This is a genomic window from Janthinobacterium sp. HH106, assembly GCF_001758725.1.
GTDB lineage: Bacteria > Pseudomonadota > Gammaproteobacteria > Burkholderiales > Burkholderiaceae_D > Janthinobacterium.
The window spans coordinates 1-15728 of the sequence record NZ_LRIC01000014.1; the positions used below are offsets into that span (position 1 = coordinate 1).

Annotated in this window: 20 protein-coding genes and 1 pseudogene; 1 reads left to right on the plus strand and 20 read right to left on the minus strand. The window is 63.0% G+C overall.

The window, feature by feature from the left end; translation table 11 throughout:
* The 13 genes and pseudogenes from JAB8_RS28905 to flgB all read right to left on the minus strand — a co-directional run.
* Positions 1 to 111 (minus strand): annotated as a pseudogene (locus JAB8_RS28905) (IS1595 family transposase); the annotation flags it as partial.
* A 170-nt stretch (positions 112 to 281) separates the two neighbouring features.
* Positions 282 to 1325 carry a hypothetical protein gene (locus JAB8_RS07320; RefSeq protein ID WP_070219884.1) on the minus strand — a complete coding sequence of 348 codons (1044 nt, stop codon included), beginning with the start codon at positions 1323 to 1325 and terminating at the stop codon, positions 282 to 284.
* Between the two features lie 5 nt (positions 1326 to 1330).
* Positions 1331 to 2242, minus strand: coding sequence for a flagellar hook-associated protein FlgL (flgL, locus tag JAB8_RS07325; RefSeq protein ID WP_070219886.1), 912 nt, complete (start codon positions 2240 to 2242; stop codon positions 1331 to 1333).
* A gap of 10 nt (positions 2243 to 2252) precedes the next feature.
* The gene (flgK, locus tag JAB8_RS07330; protein WP_070289067.1) at positions 2253 to 3614 is read right to left on the minus strand and encodes a flagellar hook-associated protein FlgK; all 1362 of its coding nucleotides are present in this window, start codon (positions 3612 to 3614) and stop codon (positions 2253 to 2255) included.
* 81 nt (positions 3615 to 3695) lie between these two features.
* A complete protein-coding gene (locus JAB8_RS07335; protein WP_070219914.1) occupies positions 3696 to 4085 on the minus strand; it encodes a rod-binding protein in 390 nt (129 codons plus the stop codon).
* Positions 4085 to 5197 carry a flagellar basal body P-ring protein FlgI gene (locus JAB8_RS07340; RefSeq protein ID WP_070219890.1) on the minus strand — a complete coding sequence of 371 codons (1113 nt, stop codon included), beginning with the start codon at positions 5195 to 5197 and terminating at the stop codon, positions 4085 to 4087. Before JAB8_RS07340 ends, JAB8_RS07335 begins: the two co-directional genes overlap by 1 nt.
* A 9-nt stretch (positions 5198 to 5206) precedes the next feature.
* Complete coding sequence (gene flgH / locus JAB8_RS07345; protein ID WP_046685514.1) at positions 5207 to 5869, minus strand: flagellar basal body L-ring protein FlgH; 663 nt, start codon at positions 5867 to 5869, stop codon at positions 5207 to 5209.
* An 11-nt stretch (positions 5870 to 5880) separates the two neighbouring features.
* The gene (gene flgG / locus JAB8_RS07350) at positions 5881 to 6669 is read right to left on the minus strand and encodes a flagellar basal-body rod protein FlgG (RefSeq protein WP_170909686.1); all 789 of its coding nucleotides are present in this window, start codon (positions 6667 to 6669) and stop codon (positions 5881 to 5883) included.
* A 32-nt stretch (positions 6670 to 6701) separates the two neighbouring features.
* Positions 6702 to 7430 carry a flagellar basal body rod protein FlgF gene (locus tag JAB8_RS07355; protein WP_070219896.1) on the minus strand — a complete coding sequence of 243 codons (729 nt, stop codon included), beginning with the start codon at positions 7428 to 7430 and terminating at the stop codon, positions 6702 to 6704.
* 26 nt (positions 7431 to 7456) lie between these two features.
* Complete coding sequence (locus JAB8_RS07360) at positions 7457 to 8635, minus strand: flagellar hook-basal body complex protein (RefSeq protein WP_070219903.1); 1179 nt, start codon at positions 8633 to 8635, stop codon at positions 7457 to 7459.
* A gap of 58 nt (positions 8636 to 8693) precedes the next feature.
* Positions 8694 to 9344 carry a flagellar hook capping FlgD N-terminal domain-containing protein gene (locus JAB8_RS07365; RefSeq protein WP_070289068.1) on the minus strand — a complete coding sequence of 217 codons (651 nt, stop codon included), beginning with the start codon at positions 9342 to 9344 and terminating at the stop codon, positions 8694 to 8696.
* A 3-nt stretch (positions 9345 to 9347) separates the two neighbouring features.
* Positions 9348 to 9764: a flagellar basal body rod protein FlgC gene (gene flgC / locus JAB8_RS07370; RefSeq protein WP_034757795.1), complete on the minus strand. Its 417-nt coding sequence runs from the start codon at positions 9762 to 9764 to the stop codon at positions 9348 to 9350.
* An 8-nt stretch (positions 9765 to 9772) separates the two neighbouring features.
* Positions 9773 to 10135 carry a flagellar basal body rod protein FlgB gene (gene flgB / locus JAB8_RS07375; protein WP_034758109.1) on the minus strand — a complete coding sequence of 121 codons (363 nt, stop codon included), beginning with the start codon at positions 10133 to 10135 and terminating at the stop codon, positions 9773 to 9775.
* Between the two features lie 281 nt (positions 10136 to 10416).
* Between flgB and flgA the strand changes: the two genes are divergently transcribed.
* Positions 10417 to 11037 (plus strand): flagellar basal body P-ring formation chaperone FlgA, encoded by a 621-nt coding sequence (flgA, locus tag JAB8_RS07380; protein WP_227742151.1) that lies wholly within the window; start codon positions 10417 to 10419, stop codon positions 11035 to 11037.
* Positions 11038 to 11044: 7 nt separating this feature from the next.
* On the opposite strand, the gene JAB8_RS07385 is transcribed toward flgA, so the two are convergent.
* The 7 genes from JAB8_RS07385 to JAB8_RS07415 are packed head-to-tail and all read right to left on the minus strand — an operon-like array spanning position 11045 to position 15728.
* A complete protein-coding gene (locus tag JAB8_RS07385; RefSeq protein ID WP_070219908.1) occupies positions 11045 to 11797 on the minus strand; it encodes a glucosaminidase domain-containing protein in 753 nt (250 codons plus the stop codon).
* Positions 11784 to 12224, minus strand: a complete 441-nt coding sequence (gene flgN, locus JAB8_RS07390; RefSeq protein WP_083287147.1) for a flagellar export chaperone FlgN — start codon at positions 12222 to 12224, stop codon at positions 11784 to 11786. Before flgN ends, JAB8_RS07385 begins: the two co-directional genes overlap by 14 nt.
* Positions 12221 to 12511, minus strand: coding sequence for a flagellar biosynthesis anti-sigma factor FlgM (gene flgM, locus JAB8_RS07395; RefSeq protein ID WP_034757812.1), 291 nt, complete (start codon positions 12509 to 12511; stop codon positions 12221 to 12223). Before flgM ends, flgN begins: the two co-directional genes overlap by 4 nt.
* A gap of 16 nt (positions 12512 to 12527) precedes the next feature.
* Positions 12528 to 13589: a flagellar motor protein MotB gene (locus JAB8_RS07400; RefSeq protein ID WP_070219910.1), complete on the minus strand. Its 1062-nt coding sequence runs from the start codon at positions 13587 to 13589 to the stop codon at positions 12528 to 12530.
* On the minus strand, positions 13516 to 14430 hold the full coding sequence (motA, locus tag JAB8_RS07405; protein ID WP_034757817.1) for a flagellar motor stator protein MotA: 915 nt from the start codon (positions 14428 to 14430) through the stop codon (positions 13516 to 13518). The genes JAB8_RS07400 and motA overlap by 74 nt, the downstream gene beginning before the upstream one ends.
* A 56-nt stretch (positions 14431 to 14486) precedes the next feature.
* On the minus strand, positions 14487 to 15230 hold the full coding sequence (locus JAB8_RS07410; protein ID WP_046684903.1) for a FliA/WhiG family RNA polymerase sigma factor: 744 nt from the start codon (positions 15228 to 15230) through the stop codon (positions 14487 to 14489).
* Between the two features lie 33 nt (positions 15231 to 15263).
* Entirely contained in the window at positions 15264 to 15728 is a 465-nt protein-coding gene (locus JAB8_RS07415; RefSeq protein ID WP_306798497.1) for a flagellar basal body-associated FliL family protein, read from the minus strand.

The window sequence follows — 15728 nt, forward strand, 5'->3', positions numbered from 1 at the left end:
GGCGGCGTTCTGCGATCCTGCCCCGCGCAGCAGAGCAGTGCTCGCCAAACGCTGGCGACGGCTCAGTGCGGCAAACTGGGTGATGAAGGTTTTCCATTCGGCTGGCTGCATGGATGGCTCCCGTTTGTCTGCGATGCACAGTCAGACAGCCGGGCCTGGGGAAGATTCCTTGAGTTCCCCTATTTGTCGGGGACAGAGCCTACGGATTTCCACCGTCCTGAGCTAGGGGGCGTGCCCCATTATTGCCGCGTGCGCCAGGGCGGCGCACGCGCGGGGAGCGATTATTCGAGGCCCAGCAGGGCGACGACTCTCTCGCGGCTGATGCCGACCAATGCCGAGCTGATCGCCAGCAGCGATTCATAGCCGGGCTCGCTGGCCTTTTGCGTGAAGTTTTCCGCCAGGGTATCCATGCTGACGTGCACCTGCACCGGTTGCGCGCGGGCAACTCGTCCCGTCGCTTGCGCCAGGGCCAGACTGACGGAGCTGCGCGCCGCCTGCAACTGCGCCAGCGCCTGCACCACTTGCTGCAAGGTGGCGCGCAGGGCTTCCACGTCGCCGGTATGCCATTCTTCCGGGGCGATGGCGGCCGGCTCCGCATCCGTGCGCACGCGGCTCATCTGGCCGGTCGGATAGCGGATGCCGCTGCCGCGCACGGACAGGCTGTCGCGCACGTTGGCCCAGGCCGCTTCCGACGTGCTGAACACCAGTTCGCCATTCTCGCCCAGTTTGACGCCGATACCCGATGGCATCAAGGCGCGGTCGAAGCGCGAGACGATTTCGTTCGCGCTCAGGCCAGGTTCGATATTGACCGAGCGCAATGCCTGGTTCGCGCCGCCGACGGAAAACGCCAGCACTTCCTGCGGGCCTTCCTGCAGGCTGGCCATGGTCAGGCCGCGGATGCTGAAGTTTTGCTGTGCCGCGCGCGGGCTGGTATAGCTGAGTTGTGCGTCGAGCGTGCCGCCCGAGGCGCTGGCGCGCTGGCGCCAGGTATTGCTGAACTGGCGTACTCTCGCTTCGACTTGCCCTTCGCGGCCTTGGCGCGCGGCCAGCTTGGCCGCCAGCTCGCTTTTCAGCGCTTGCAACTGGCTGCTGCTGCGTTCCAGGTAGTCGAGCGTTTGCTGCGCGTTGGAAATCTCCCCCTGCAGCTGGTGATCCCAGTTGCTCAGGCCGCGTTGCAGGCTCGCCGTCGACCTCTTCGCCGCCGGCGCATCGCTGCGCGCGCTGGCGCTGCCGTTGATGGCGGCGGACGCGTCATCAACGACGCGGGCTGTGCCGGCGCCTTTGGCATTGACGCCGGAAGAGGAGGGAGTCTGAACGATTTGCATGATGGTCAGAGAAGATCAAACAGGGAAATGGTGCCAACCTTGGCGTATGCCTTGTATGTTGCCTGCAGGGCTGTCTGGTAGCCGGTCAGTTCGATGGCCGCCGCGCCCATGTCGGTCTTTTTCAGGTCCAGCAGGGCCGAATCGTTCGACAGCGAGACATTGGCCAGGTTGCCGGACAAGGTGGACAGAATGTTCTGCGCGCCGCCGAAGATGGCGATCTTGCCCGAGAGCAGATCCATGCCGTCATCCGTGCCATTCAGACCTGCGCCCACCACGGCCCGCACGGCCGGGTCATTCGGGCTGACGCCCGGCGTGCCGAGGGTGGTGATGACCTGGTCGATCTTGTTGAGCCATACTTCCAGATTCTTCACGTCGACGTTGGCCGCCTGCGTCACGCCATTGCCCACCACCACGGTCTGCGTGTCGGTATTGCCGATGTAGCTGTAGCGCGAACCGGCAGCCGCCGTCGCGTCGTACTTGATCGCAGGCTGGTCGGTGGCGGTGCCGGAAAACATGTAGCGGCCTTCCTGGTCCTTCAGGTTGGCCGTGTACAGCACGCTGTCTCGCATGGCGACCAGCGATTGCGTCATCGCATTCAGGTCGTCGGGGGCGTTGCTGCCGTCGGCCGCCCACACGAGCAGGTCGCGCGCCTGGCCCATGTCGGTAACCATGCTCGACAGGTAGTTTTCGTTTTTCAGCAGGCGCACTTTGACTGTGGCGATATTGTCCTGGTACTGGGTGACCATGGCTTGCTCGCGCGTCAGGCGCGAAATGCGCACGTTGCCGATCGGGTCATCCGACGGCAGCTGGATGCGCAAGCCCGAGGCCATCTGCTGGGTCAGGTAATTGATGCGTTCTTGATTTTGCTGAAGAGAAATATTAATCAGCGATTGGTACTGGCTACTGGCAACACGCATGATCTTCTCCTTAACCCATCATTTGCAAAGTGGCGTCAAACAAGGTATTCGCCACGGAAATGACTTTCATGTTTGCCTGGTACATATTCTGAAATTCGACCAGGTTCATCGCTTCTTCGTCCTTGTTCACGCCGCTCGTGGATTTCCAGTCGTCGATCGCTTGCGCGCGCACCGTGCTGGCCGTCTTCAGCAAGGCCTGGTTCTGCTGGCTGTAGATCGCCAGCTTGCCGACCAGCTGCGTGTCCGCGTCGCTCATCAGGACGGAACCCACCCAGCTGACGTTGATCGGTTGATTCTTGATGTCGATCAATTTCTGCAAGTTGCCGCTGTCGCCGGCCTGGCCCGTCAGCGACAGGGCCAGGTCCTTGGCGTTGAAGCCAGGGGTAATGCTCAGCTTGCCATTCGCGTAGGCCAGCAGGGGACCGCCGGCCGTGCCGGCCATGGTTGTTCCCAGCGCCAGTTGCGCGTTGACCTTGCTGGTCAACTGGGTGGCCATGTCCTGCAGCGACTGCTGCAGCGGTTTCAGGGTATTTTTTTCGAATTCGCCCAGGCCGCCCATCTGGCCGCCGATGGCGACCAGATCTAGCGTGTACGAGGACTTGGCGAAATCGAGGCTCAGCGTCTGATCGCCCGTGTTCGTCATGGTGCTGCTCAGGGTGCCGGCCAGGCTGCCGATGACCAGCGGCTGGCCCGACTTCAGCGAGACATTGCGCGAGCCGTCCGGCTGGTCGAGCACATCGATGCCCATTTGCGAGGCCAGGCCATCGATCAGCTGGTCGCGCGCATCCATCAGCGACGACACGTTCGTGCCCGACGCCGTGGAGGTGCTGATACGCTGGTTCAACGCGGCGATATTGGCCAGGGTGGTATTCGCTTGCGGCACAATCGCCGCCCGTTGTTGCTGGACCGACAGCAACTGGTTGCCCATGACGGTGCTGATGCTGTTGAAGCGCTGCGCCATGGCATCGGCGGAAGTGACGATCTGCTGGCGCAGCGGCGTCGATGTCGGGTCGACGGCGGCCGCGTTCAGGGCCTTGAAGAAACCGTCGATGCCATTGCTGATGCTCGACGCATCGTCGCCCATCACGCGCTCGAGCTGGGTCAGGTAAGGCTGGGTCTGCGAGCGGGCGCCCTGGTCGGACGCGGCACGCCACATTTGCTGGCTCTTATAAGCATCGGCAAAACGCAGCAAGGCGGACACTTCCACGCCATTGCCGGCCGAACGCACGCCGGCGGTGGCGCCAAGCGATGACAGCAGCACACCCTGGCGCGTGTAGCCCGCCGTTTGCAGGTTGGCGATGTTCTGGCTGGCCGCATTGAGTGCGGCCTGGGCGGCGATGCTGCCTGACAATGCATTGCTGATGATGCTCATTGGGCAAGTTTCTTTCGTGAAGAGTGTGGCGCGTGCGGGTGGGCAGGCACTGAATCGTTGTTACCTTGTACAGGCGACGCTTCAGACGGATTTATTAAGCGGCGCCGCAATATTGTCGGTCTTGACAGCGCCACGGGCTGTCACCGGTGCGCCGGCAGGCGGCAGCAGTTGGCGCAGAATGGCGTCGGCGATGCCGAAGGCGCGCTGGCCGGCCATCTTGTCGGCCACCAGGTTATCAGCCATTTCCAGCATGTCGCTGTTGACCGGGTCCTTGAAGACGCTGTCTTCGCCCGCCATCTCGCGCGTGCCCGAACGCATCTGGCGCAGCATGTGCGAGATGAAGAAGGCTTCGAACTTGACGGCCGCCTCGGTGGCCTTGGCCGCATAACGGGGATCGGCCGGCGTGGCCGCGGCGGGCGTCTTGTCGTCGAGCGCCGAGGGCAGGGCGCCGCTGCTGTCGTTGATATTCATCATATGACCACCAGTTCGCCTTCGATGGCGCCGGCCTGGTCCAGGGCTTGCAAAATTGCCATGATGTCGTCGGGCGAGGCGCCCAGGCTGTTGACCACGTCGATAATCGACTGCAGCTTCGCACCGGCCGGCCATTTGAACATATTGCCATTGCCCTGGTCGACGGACACTTTCGACTGCGGCGTAACGGTGGTCTGGCCGCGGCCGAACGGCGCCGGCTGGCTGACGGCCGAACTTTCGGAAATGACGACCTTGAGCGAGCCGTGCGTGACGGCGGCCGCCTTGACGCGCAAGCCTTCGGCGATGACCACGGTGCCGGTGCGCGAATTGAAGACCACTTTCGGCGTATCGACGCCGACATCGACGGAGAGCGCTTCGAGCTTGGCCATGAAGGCCACGCGCTGGGTCGGGTTTTCCGGCGCCAGTACTTCCACGCTGGTGGCGTCGCGCGTGGTGGCGACGGCGCCAAAGCGGCGGTTGACGGCTTCGACGATATTGATGGCCGTCTCGAAATGCGGGTGGCGCAAGTTCAGGGTGACGGTCGGCTTGGTCGAGAAATCGCTGAGGATTTCGCGTTCGATGTTGGCGCCGTTGGGAATGCGGCCCGAGGTCGGCGTGTTGACGGTGACGGACGAGCCGCTCTTGCCGGTGGCGTTCAAGCCGCCGACGACGACGTTGCCTTGTGCCAGCGCATACGTTTCATTGTCGGCCGCGCGCAATTGCGTCAGCAACAAGGTGCCGCCGCGCAAGCTTTTCGCATCGCCCAGGGACGACACGGTGACATCGATGGCCTGGCCACGGCGGTATCCTGGGGGAAACACGGCACTGACCATGACGGTGGCGACGTTCTTGCTTTTTGCTTCGGCGCCGTCGGGCATCTTCACGCCGAATTGCTTGAGCATGTTGACCACGGACTGGCTGGAAAACTTCACCTGGGTGGTGTCGCCGCTGCCGTTCAGGCCCACGACGAGGCCGTAGCCGACCAGCGGGTTGTCGCGCACGCCCTCGATACTGACCAGGTTGCGCAGCACTTGCGCGGCGCTGGCGGGCAGGGCAAAGCCGGAGAGCGCGGCCAGCATGGCTGCCAGGGGCAGGGCGGAACGAAATTTCATGAGCTCACCTTAAAACGGCATCCATGGGCCGACGAAGAAGCGCGTCAGCCAGCCTGGTGTATTGGCTTCGGCCAGGGTGCCCTGGCCGGAATAGGCGATCTGTGCATTGGCGATGCGCAGGGACGAGACCTGGTTGTTCGAATCGATGTCGGCCGCGCGCAGGTAGCCGCGCAGGCGCACGAATTCCTCGCCCTGGTTCAGGGTCAGCGTTTTCTCGCCCTGCACGCGCAGCAAGCCGTTCGGCAGCACTTCCTGCACGATCACGGTGATTGCGCCGGATAGCGCATTTTGCTGCGTGCTGGTCGAGTCGCCGGCGAAGTTGCGGTCGGCCGACAGGTCGATGCCCGTCTTGGGGAAGGTCTTGCCGAGGATGTTGGCCGCATTCACGCCGACGGACGAACCCTTGTTGAACGAGGTGCCGGCCTTCTTGCTCGCTTGCGTGGTTTCCTGCAGGGCCACCGTGACGACGTCGCCGACGCGGAAGGCGCGGCTGTCCGAGATCAGGTCCAGGCCCGCGTCGGGATTGAAAACGCCGCCGCCCACGCCGCCGCGCGCAGCGCTGCGCGGCGCCACGGGCAGCGGCGTATCGGAAAAGCTGGGCGCCACCGGCGCGGCCGGCTGGCTGGCGCAACCGGCCATCAACACCAGCAGCATGGCTGCCGTGGCTTTCATGGCGATTGTCATCAGCGTGCCGCTTGCGCCAGGTATTGCAGCATATTGTCGGCGGCCGACAGCACCTTGGTGTTCATTTCATAGGTGCGCTGGGCAGCGATCATGTCGACCATCTCTTCGACCACCTGCACGTTCGAGCCTTCCAGCGCGAACTGTTTCAGCTTGCCCAGTGCGCCTTCGCCGGGACGGCCTTCCGTCGGCGTGCCGCTCGATGCCGTTTCCTGGAACAGGTTTTCGCCCAGTGCCAGCAGGCCCGTCGGGTTGACGAAGCTGGTCAGGTTCAGCTGGCCCAGCTGGGTGCCGTTGACATTGCCCGGCACGGTGGCCGTGACCATGCCGTTTTCACCGATGGTGATCGCCGTCGCATTGTTCGGCACGGTGATCTGCGGTACCAGCGGCAAGCCCTGGGCATTGACCATCACGCCGTTTTCATTGATGCCGAGCTGGCCGGCGCGCGTGTAGGCCGCTTCGCCGTTCGGGCGCAGCACTTGCAGGAAGCCGTTGCCGGTGATGGCGACGTCGAATTCGCGGCTCGTCGTTTGCAGGCTGCCGGTGGTAAACACCTTTTGCGTGCCGACCATGTGCGTACCGTTACCCAGCTGCACGCCCGATGGCGACAGGGTATTGTCGGCGCGCTGCGTGCCCGGCTGCTGCTCGACCTGGTAAAACAGGTCCTCAAAGACGACGCGGTCGCGCTTGAAGCCAACGGTATTGACGTTGGCCAGGTTGTTCGCGATGGCTTGCAGCTTGGCGTCTTGTGCCTGCACGCCGGTCTTGCTGATCCACATTGCTGGATTCATGATTTACTCCTGGTAATTGATTGGCGTTGGGCTCAGGCGCCCAGCAGGCGGTTGCCGGACTCGGTCATCGCGTCGCTGGCCTTGAAAATTTTCATTTGCATTTCGAAACTGCGGTTCAGGCTCATGGTGGCGACCATTTCCTCGACGGCCGACACGTTGCTGCCTTCCAGGTGACGGTCGCGCAGGCGCACCGCCGGGTCGGCCTGCAAGTCTTCGCCGCTGCGTGCCACGATCAGGCCCGCCTCGTTCTTCGTCAACTCGCCCGATTCCGCATTGACCAGCTTGAGCTTGTCGACGGTCTGCATTTGCGCAGTCCCTGGCACCTGGATGGAAATCGTGCCATCGGCGCCGATCGACAGGCTGGTGTGCTCGGGAATCGTGATCGGACCGCCTTCGCCCAGCACGGGCCGGCCGTTGATGGTCAGCGCGCCGGTTTCATCGAGGTCCATGGCGCCGGCGCGCGTGTAGGCTTCACCGTTTTGCCATTGCACAGCGAGAAAGCCGGGGCCCGTGACGGCCACGTCGAGTTCGCGTCCCGTTTCCTTGATGGCGCCCGTGCGCGTGCCGACGGCGCTCGACTGCGTCTGCGTCATGTGGCGGTCGTCGTAGCCATAGCCGTTTTGCAGCGGCTGGGCAGTGGACACTTCCAGGTTGGCGCGAAAGCCGCCCGTCTCGATATTGGCCAGGTTGTTGGCGTGTACCTGCTGTGCCCGCAGGGCACGGTCGGCCCCGCTCATGGCGGTATAAATCAGCGCATCCATTGCTTTTTACCTTTGCGTATCGTGGATTACAGCGCTTGCATCAGCGATTGCAGCATGGCGTTCTCGGTCGAGATGACCTTCGAGTTCGCCTGGTAGTTGCGCTGCGACGTCATCAGGCCCACCAGTTCGGAGGTGATGTCGACGTTCGACTGTTCCAGCGAGCTCGTCACCAGTTTGCCGGCCATGCCGACGCCCGGACGGTCATAGATGGCGGTGCCGGAGGTGGTCGAGGCGACCCAGCTGGTATCGTTGACGGCCGTCAGCCCGCCTTCGTCAGGGAAGGTGGCCAGGGCGATCACGCCGATGCTTTGCTTCTGGCCGTTCGTGTATTTCGCCACGACGGAGCCGTCGTCGGCCAGTTCCACGCCCGTGTAGGTGCCCGAGGCATAGCCGTCGGCGCGGTCGGTCGAGGTGGTCGCTTCACCGGCGAACTGGGTCGTGCCCGTGTAGTCGATGGCGATCGACAGCGCTGCGGCGCCAGGCGGCGTCGGGAACACCGGCGTGGCGGTCGTTCCGGTCACCAGCTTGCCGTTCGTGTCGAAGGTCATACTCGTCACCGGCGTCACATCGGTATTGTCAAAGGTGTAGTGCACGTCCACGCCCGTCGCCGTCTTGACGAAGTACTGGCCCAGCGAGTGCTTGGCGCCCAACGAATCGTAGACGATCGAGGACTTGGCGCTGTTGTAGCTCAGTTCGTTGGTCTTGTTGAAAGGCACGGCCTTGATGGTCCATTCGGACGACATGTTGGCGGCATATGCCAGCTTGGTCGATGCCACGGCGGGAATCTGGCCCGTCGGAATGTTCATGTCGCCCATGGTGCCCAGGGTGGTGCTGCCTTTGACGGCGGCATAGCCCTGTACCAGGCGGCCGTTCGAGTCGATCAGCTTGCCATCGCTGCTGGCCGAAAAGATGCCGACCCGGCTGTAGCTCATGGTGTTTTGCGCATCGCGCGCGACGAAAAAGCCGCGGCCGTCGATGGCCGCGTCGAGCGCGCGGCCCGTGTTCAGCACGCCGCCAGTGAGCGACATGCTTTGCGTGATCGAGCCGATTTCCGTGCCCGTGGCGCGCGAACCGGCATACATGGCCGAAAAGTTGGCGCGGCTGCTCTTGAAGCCGTAGGTGCCGGCATTGGCGATATTGTTACTGGTGCTGTTCAACTGTTGGTTGATGGACTGGATACCGGACAGCGCGATGTCGAAACTCATGTTGACTTCCTTTAGTGAAGGACGAGATTAGTGTTCAGGAAACGAAGGGGCGAGCGGATCAGGCCGTCTTGCCGTTGAAGCCGGTGATCGCGCCAGGGTTGACTTCGCCCAGGTTCGACACGCTCAAAATCATGCTGCCGCCGGACGACAGGCGCACGCTGTTGAGCTTGCCCGCGATGTCGACCGATGGTTTTTCGGTGCCATTGGTGGTGACCGCCATGGTGTACGTGCCTGCAGGCAAGCCCAAGGCGACGGGATCGATGGTGAACGGCACCGTGCCGGCCGACTTGGCGCCCAGTTCGATCTTGTATTCCTTGTCGTCGATGCCTTTCAGGGTCACGGTGGTCTTGGTGGTGCCGGCCGCCAGCGCGATGCTGCCGCTGACCTTGCTCTTGTCGAGCTGCACCGTTTCGCTGTTGACCATGACTTCGGAGCCTACCTGCGCGCCCAGGGCCAGCACCTGCATCGATTGCAGCACGCTGGCATTGGCGCTGGTCAGCGTAGACAGGTTTTGCATCGCTTCCGTCTGCGCCTGCTGCGTCAATTGATTGACGAACTGGCTCGGATCGGTCGGCGCCAGGGGATCCTGGTTCTTGATCTGCGCGACCAGCAACTTGGTGAACATATCCTGGGTGGCATTGTTTTGCGATTTGACGGCATTGTTGCTGCCGCTGCCATTGGTGTTGTTTGTAAAGAGATTGGTTTCCATGGATTATGCTTCACCTAATTTGAGGAGCGATTGCTGCATCGACTTGATGCGGCCCAGAACTTCGACATTGGTTTCAAACGCGCGCGAGGCCGACATCATGTCGGTCATCTCGGCTACCTGGTTGACGTTGGGGTAGAACACCATGCCGTCGGCATTGGCCATCGGGTGGCCCGGTTCATACACCTTGCGCAGCGGCTCATCGCTTTGCACCACGTCGAGCACCTGAACGCGTCCGCCGGCGCCGCTGGCGCCCGGGCCATCCATCACGGCCGCAAACACGGGTTTGCGCGCGCGGTAGGTTTCGCCTTCGGAACCGGCAACGGAATCGGCATTGGCCAGGTTGCTGGCGATGGTATTGAGGCGCACGGTCTGCGCCGCCATCGCCGAACCGGCGATCTTGGAAATATCCTGGAAGCTCATGCTGATCCTTATTGTCCGGAAATGGCCTTGGACAGACCCTTCAGTTTCATGTTGACGAAAGTGAGGCTGGTCTGGAAGTCGGTGGCATTCTGCGAGAACGCCGCCTGCTCGACGCCGATTTCGACGGTATTGCCGTCGCGGCTGGGGTGGTAGGGTACGCGGTACAGGGCACTGGCATCGTCATCGGTCGACAGCAGGCCGGCCTCGTTATCCTGCAATTGTTGCAGGGCGCTGCCGAAATCCATGTCCATGGCCTGGAAGCCGGGCGTGTTTTCATTGGCGATGTTGGCCGCCAGCACGCGTGTACGGTCGGCACGCAGTGCGAGTGCATCGGCATGCACGCCCAGCGCATCCTTGAAATTAATCCCCATGGTCATCCTTTGTGTTGAATTCGATCGTGCTTTTTGCGGTTTGGTCCAGAAAATAAGTGGTGCAGAGGTAAAATCCCAGCCAAGTCATGTTGACGCATGGTAAGGTCATGCCGCTTCAGTATCTTTGATTAAGGTTAGCAATGATTTACTTTGAGAACTATTCCGTGATGTGGAACAAGGCGCAATGTCGTCACATACTGCTGCCAAGCCTATTTTTACTGACCAGCCTATATAGTAGTGCAGGTCGCGCAGAATTGCCAGCCGACAATATATTTTCACGTGTGGAACAGCTAGCTCGCGAGCAATTGACACAGCAGGCGGCCACGGCGGGACTGCTGGAACCCCAGTTTCAGGTGACCGTCGTGAAAAGCACGCGCCCCATGCCGGCGTGCGCCGCGCCCGTTGCGCTGGAAACGGCGGACAGCCGCTCGGCGCAGCGCATGCGCTTTGTCGCAGTGTGTCCTGGAAGCAACGGATGGCGTTACGAAATGCTGGCGCGCGGCAGCATCACGGCGCAAGTGGCCGTCACCAGCGCCCCCGTCACGGCCAATACGCCGTTGCAATCGGGTGACGTGGTGCTGGCGCGGCGCGACGTGACGATGGTGCCGGACAGTATTTCTGCCTTGCCTGGCGCGATTGGCCTGTCGAGCCGGCGCAGCTTGCGTGCCGGCGAAGTGCTGCGCCAGGGACAGCTGGCCTCGCCCGTGCTGATCAAGCGGGGCAGTGCGGTCAACATCGTGGCGCGCAAGGAGCAGGTGGAAGTGAGCATGGCCGGCGAGGCGATGGATCCGGGCGCGCTTGGCGAGCTGATCCGCGTGCGCAACGCCACCAGCGGCACGGTGATACGCGCCAGGGTGGTCGATGCGGGCGTGGTGGAGCCGGCCGAACTTCCCGGCCGTTAAAGGGAACTTACTCGGCGGCGGCCGTGCGCTGCAGACGTGTCGCCAGCTGGGTCAGCTTGGCGGCATAGTTGGGGTCGGTGGCATAGCCGCCGCGCGCCAAACCCTGCGCGAAGGCGCCCGCGTCGGCGCCCGTGTTGAGGGCGGCGCGGTAGCGTGGATTGTCGAGCAGCACTTGCGCATAGTCGCGGAAGGCGCTGGCCTGGTCCGGGTAGCTGCGGAAGCGCTCGGTTTTCTTCAGCGCCGTGCCGCTGCCGGCCTCGTATTCGGTCGTCAGGTTGCTGGCCACGTCGCCCTGCCATTTGCCGCCGGCCTTGATGCCGAACAGATTATTGGTGTCCGCGCCCGTGCCCTGGCGCAGCGGACGCTGGCCCCAGCCCGATTCCAGCGCCGCGTGGGCGGCGACGATTTCCGGCGCCACGCCCAGGCGCGCGCCCGTTTCTTCCGTCCATGGCTTGATCGAGGCGAGGAATTGCTGCTGCGTTTCGCCGATCTCGCCGCCCTGGCTGATGGCGCCCAGCACATTGACGGGCTGGCTTTGCTCCAGGTAGGCGCGTCCTTGCGGGCTCAGGTTGGTGGCGTTGCCGCCGCCCTGTTCGATGAAGCGGGCCACTTCGCCCTGTACTTGCCGGAACACGCTGCCAAAGCCGCCGCTGGAGGCCGTGGATTCGGTGGCGCGCATATTGCTCTGCACGGCATGGGTCGCCGCCGTCGATGGCGTCGCCGCCGTGGCGCGGGTGGTCAGGAAATCAGCCTGGCGCATACGTATCTTCCTCGCCATGCAGCACGCGCTGCATGATGCTGTACTGCTCTGTTAATAAATCGCTGTTGCGGGCATTCAGGCGCTTGCATTCGAGCACCATCTGCTCGAGCGCGGCCCAGTCGCGCTGGGCGGTCGCACGCGCGTCTTCTTGCAACAGCGCAAACAATTGGGGCATGTCGCCTTGCGGGCCCAGCAGGGCGGTGACGAGACTGACACGCTGGCGGCGGCGTGCGTCGAGTGGCTCGACGGCAGCGACGACCTGGTCGGCCAGCGCCGTCAGCCGGGTGCTCTGGTGGTGCAAGGTGGCCTGAAATTGCTCTTCCAATAAGGTTTGCAGCGCGGCATAGCCGGCGCGGTCATCCGTCATGCCTTGCAGCACGCGGCGCACGGCTTCCTGGCGCGTGATGCCCTTGCGCGGCGCGGTCACGATTCGCCGCCGTGGAAACGCTGGATCAGGCCCGCCAGTTTCGATGGATCGAACGGCAACTCGCCCTTGGCCAGCGCATCGCGCAGCATGGCCACTCTTTCATGGTCGATCTCGGGCATGGCGCGCAGGGCGGCCATGGCCGGCTGCAGCACGGCCGATTGCAGTTCCGCCCCGGCCGACGAGCCGCCCATGGCGCCGGCGGCGCCCGCGTTTTCGGCGATCGCCTCGGCCGGCGCGACGGCGCTGCTGCGCACGGCAGCACCGGTGTTGCCGGAGGAGATTTTCATACGTTGTCCCTTGCCCTTAATTTGCATGCTCTTCCCGATCTTTCTTTGCGGGCAGGCCCAGTTTTTCGCGCAGGCGTTGCAGGGTGCCGGAGTCCGGTTCACCCACCTGCAGCTCGTCGCCTTGCGGCTTTTGTCCGGCCATGCCGAACATGGCGGCGATGCTGTCGGCCTGGCCACGCGTCAATATTAACAGTTCGATGCGGCGATTGATGCCGGCGCTGGCATTTTTCACGTCCAGCGGCGCGCGGTCGGCCATGCCGACCACTTGCAGCACGCTGTCCGGACTCATGCTGCCGATCAGCAATTGCGCGCGCGCCGACATGGCGCGGTTGGCCGACAGGGTCCAGTTCGAGAAGCCTTCATAGCCGGTATTGGCGTATTGCATCGAGTCCGTATGGCCGACGATCAGCATCTGGTTCTCCATTTGCGCAAACACGGGCCCCATCTGGCGCAGCAGCTTGCGGAAACGGTCGGTCGGCACGGCGCTGCCGCGCACGAACATGCCTTGCTTGTCCGTATCGTGCAGCATGACGCGCAAGCCGTATGGCGTGATCACCGATTGCAGGTTGCTCTTCAGTCCCGCTTCGTCGCTGAGCTTGTCGAGCGCGCGTGACAGGGACAGCAAATCTTCCGGCGACTGGTAGCTGACCTTGGTCTGGTTTTGCGGCGCCGCGCCAGCCTTGCCGTCCTGCGTTTGCTTGCCTTCCGTGCGCGTGTCGCCCGTGCCCTTGCGGGGCATGGGGAAGCGCTCGATCAGGCTGCCGCGCGGGCCGCCTTTCTGTTCCGGCATGACGCCCTGGCCTTCGCCCTGTCGGCTGCCTGCCGACGCGTCCATCATGATTTCCTTCATCGCCTGCTGCTCGCGCGCGGCCATCAGCCACAGCACGAGGAACAGCGACAGCAGGGCCAGGCAAAAGTCGGCGAACGCTACTTTCCAGGCGCCGCCATGGCCATCGTCGTCATGCTTGCGGCCGGCACGCTTGATGATGGCCTGTTCATGTTTCTCATGCGGCTTTAGCACGGCGGCCTCCCCGGCCTTGGCCTTGCTCTTGTTCGGCGCCGCCATCTTCCAGCGCATTGATCCAGCTTTCCAGCTGGGCGAAGCTCGGTTTGATGTTCAGCTGCACCAGGCGGCGGCCCGCATCGATGGCCAGCAGCGGCGGTTTGCCCGCCACGTGCGTGACCAGCACGACCTTCACGCATTCCATGGTCGAGCCTTCCTCGCCCACCAGCTGTTTCATCATGTTGCACATCGGATCGAGCACGCCGTAGCAAAAGAAGATGCCGATGAAGGTACCGACCATGGCAGCGCCCACTTTTTCCGAAATTTCCGCCGCGTCGGCGCCGTCGGCCACGGAATTCATGGCCATCACGATGCCGAGCACGGCGGCCAGAATACCGAAGCCGGGCATGGCTTCGGCGATCTTGTGCAGGGACTTCGACGGCTGCAGCAATTCGTCGTGGATGGCTTCCAGTTCCTGCTCCAGCACGCCTTCGAGTTCATGCGCGTTGATCTTGCCCATCGCCATCAAACGGAAGTTGTCGACGATAAAGGCCAGCAGCTTCGGCTCTTCCAGCACCAGCGGATAGCGCTGGAACAGGGCGCTTTCGCGCGGCGCCTCGACGTGGGCATCCAGCGCCTTCAGGCCGCCGGCGGCCGTTTGCAGCAGTTCATACATCAGCAGCAGCAACTGGCGCTGGAATTCCGAGCCTTGCTTCTTGTGCGTGACGATCTTGCGCATCTGGTGCAGCATTTCACCGAGTACATGCTTCGGGTTGCCCAGCACCAGGGCGCCGACGGCGGCGCCGATGATGATGATCAACTCGACCGGTTGCCAGATCGCGTGGACGGTGCCGCCCATCAGGGCGAAGCCTCCGAATACACACCCCATCACGATTAAGATACCGATAATTACCATGTCAACTGCCTTTCTGCGTCATTGTGCTGCGTCAATTTGATGGATAGTGCTGAAACTTATGCGTCTTGCAGCATGGCTTTCATCTTGCCCAGCGCCGTCTTGTTGAGCTGGCAGACGCGGGCGTCGCTCAGGTCCAGTACGGCGGCTATTTCCTTGTAGCTCAGTTCGAATTCGTAATACATCTGGATCACGCGCTGCTCGCGTTCGTCGAGCGCGCGCAGCGCCTGCTCCAGGCTGCGCCGCACCATCAATTGCTCTTCCGGGCTCGGTGCGCTGTCGGCCTGTCCCAGGCTTTCCTGCAGCACTTCATCGAAACTGGCGATCAGCTCGGCGTTTTCCGCCAACTGGTATTCCTGGAAAGCTTCCGGCGTCAGCTTCAGCGCCGCCATGATTTCCGCGTCCAGCGGCTCGCGTCCGAGGCGGCGGGTCAGGGCGCGCACGCTGTCGCGCAGTCGGTGGCTTTCCTGGCGCACGGCGCGCGGGCGCCAGTCCTGGCGTCGCAGTTCATCGAGGATGGCGCCACGGATGCGCAGGCTGGCATAGCTGCCGAAAGACTGGTCCGGCACGCCGTAGCGGCGCAAGGCTTCGAGCAGGCCCATCAGGCCGATCTGTTCCATGTCGTCGCGGTCGATGGCGCCCGACACCTGCGAATTGAGCTGGCGCACGATGCGTTTCACCAAAGGGGAGTACGCCACCAGATGTTGTTGCTCTTCAGCAACGCTGAGCACGGCCGCGCAAGCGCTGGCGGCGGCATATTCGCCGGCGCCATACGCTTCCTGGTATTGCTCTACATAGGCCAAGGGATCTCCCACTAGGTCGGCTGGCGTGTTGGCTTATTCAATGATCAGCTTGCCGACCATGACTTCGGTGAACGGTTTTTCCATCTGTTCACGCTCGTAGCTGACATTGAAGGCTTTGTTGATCTGCTCGGCATATTGTTCCACGGTCATGGTCTGCGCCTTGTCCAGCGGAAAACTCGACAGGGTGCTGACGGCGATCGAGCGCATCAGCGGCAAGTGATCCTTGGTCAGCTTTTCCTTTTCCTCGGTGGTGGCGATCACCAGGTCGGCCGACAGGTAATGCGTTTCGCCTTCGCCGGGGCCGCGGCGCAACATCACGATGACTTTGTCCAGCGTGAGGAACTTGCGCGCCTTCTTGCCCGTGGCGGGCGGTGGCGGGGCTTTCGCTTCGGCGACATCGGCATGGCCGGCGACCGGCTTGGCCAAATACCAGATGGCGCCGCCAGCGGCGCCGGCGGCCAGCACGGCCACGCCGACAAAGCCGGCTATCAGTTTCAT

What these genes read in the sequence shown, in the direction of transcription:
- JAB8_RS07400 (WP_070219910.1), bottom strand. Translation starts at nt 13,589, where the DNA reads ATGCGCTGGAAGATGGCGGCGCCGAACAAGAGCAAGGCCAAGGCCGGG.
- flgK (WP_070289067.1), bottom strand. Translation starts at nt 3,614, where the DNA reads ATGAGCATCATCAGCAATGCATTGTCAGGCAGCATCGCCGCCCAGGCC.
- JAB8_RS07385 (WP_070219908.1), bottom strand. Translation starts at nt 11,797, where the DNA reads ATGCGCCAGGCTGATTTCCTGACCACCCGCGCCACGGCGGCGACGCCA.
- JAB8_RS07320 (WP_070219884.1), bottom strand. Translation starts at nt 1,325, where the DNA reads ATGCAAATCGTTCAGACTCCCTCCTCTTCCGGCGTCAATGCCAAAGGC.
- JAB8_RS07360 (WP_070219903.1), bottom strand. Translation starts at nt 8,635, where the DNA reads ATGAGTTTCGACATCGCGCTGTCCGGTATCCAGTCCATCAACCAACAG.
- motA (WP_034757817.1), bottom strand. Translation starts at nt 14,430, where the DNA reads ATGGTAATTATCGGTATCTTAATCGTGATGGGGTGTGTATTCGGAGGC.
- JAB8_RS07340 (WP_070219890.1), bottom strand. Translation starts at nt 5,197, where the DNA reads ATGAAATTTCGTTCCGCCCTGCCCCTGGCAGCCATGCTGGCCGCGCTC.
- JAB8_RS07335 (WP_070219914.1), bottom strand. Translation starts at nt 4,085, where the DNA reads ATGAATATCAACGACAGCAGCGGCGCCCTGCCCTCGGCGCTCGACGAC.
- flgC (WP_034757795.1), bottom strand. Translation starts at nt 9,764, where the DNA reads ATGAGCTTCCAGGATATTTCCAAGATCGCCGGTTCGGCGATGGCGGCG.
- flgM (WP_034757812.1), bottom strand. Translation starts at nt 12,511, where the DNA reads ATGAAAATCTCCTCCGGCAACACCGGTGCTGCCGTGCGCAGCAGCGCC.
- flgL (WP_070219886.1), bottom strand. Translation starts at nt 2,242, where the DNA reads ATGCGTGTTGCCAGTAGCCAGTACCAATCGCTGATTAATATTTCTCTT.
- JAB8_RS07365 (WP_070289068.1), bottom strand. Translation starts at nt 9,344, where the DNA reads ATGGAAACCAATCTCTTTACAAACAACACCAATGGCAGCGGCAGCAAC.
- JAB8_RS07415 (WP_306798497.1), bottom strand. Translation starts at nt 15,728, where the DNA reads ATGAAACTGATAGCCGGCTTTGTCGGCGTGGCCGTGCTGGCCGCCGGC.
- flgB (WP_034758109.1), bottom strand. Translation starts at nt 10,135, where the DNA reads ATGGGGATTAATTTCAAGGATGCGCTGGGCGTGCATGCCGATGCACTC.
- flgH (WP_046685514.1), bottom strand. Translation starts at nt 5,869, where the DNA reads ATGAAAGCCACGGCAGCCATGCTGCTGGTGTTGATGGCCGGTTGCGCC.
- JAB8_RS07355 (WP_070219896.1), bottom strand. Translation starts at nt 7,430, where the DNA reads ATGGATGCGCTGATTTATACCGCCATGAGCGGGGCCGACCGTGCCCTG.
- flgG (WP_170909686.1), bottom strand. Translation starts at nt 6,669, where the DNA reads ATGAATCCAGCAATGTGGATCAGCAAGACCGGCGTGCAGGCACAAGAC.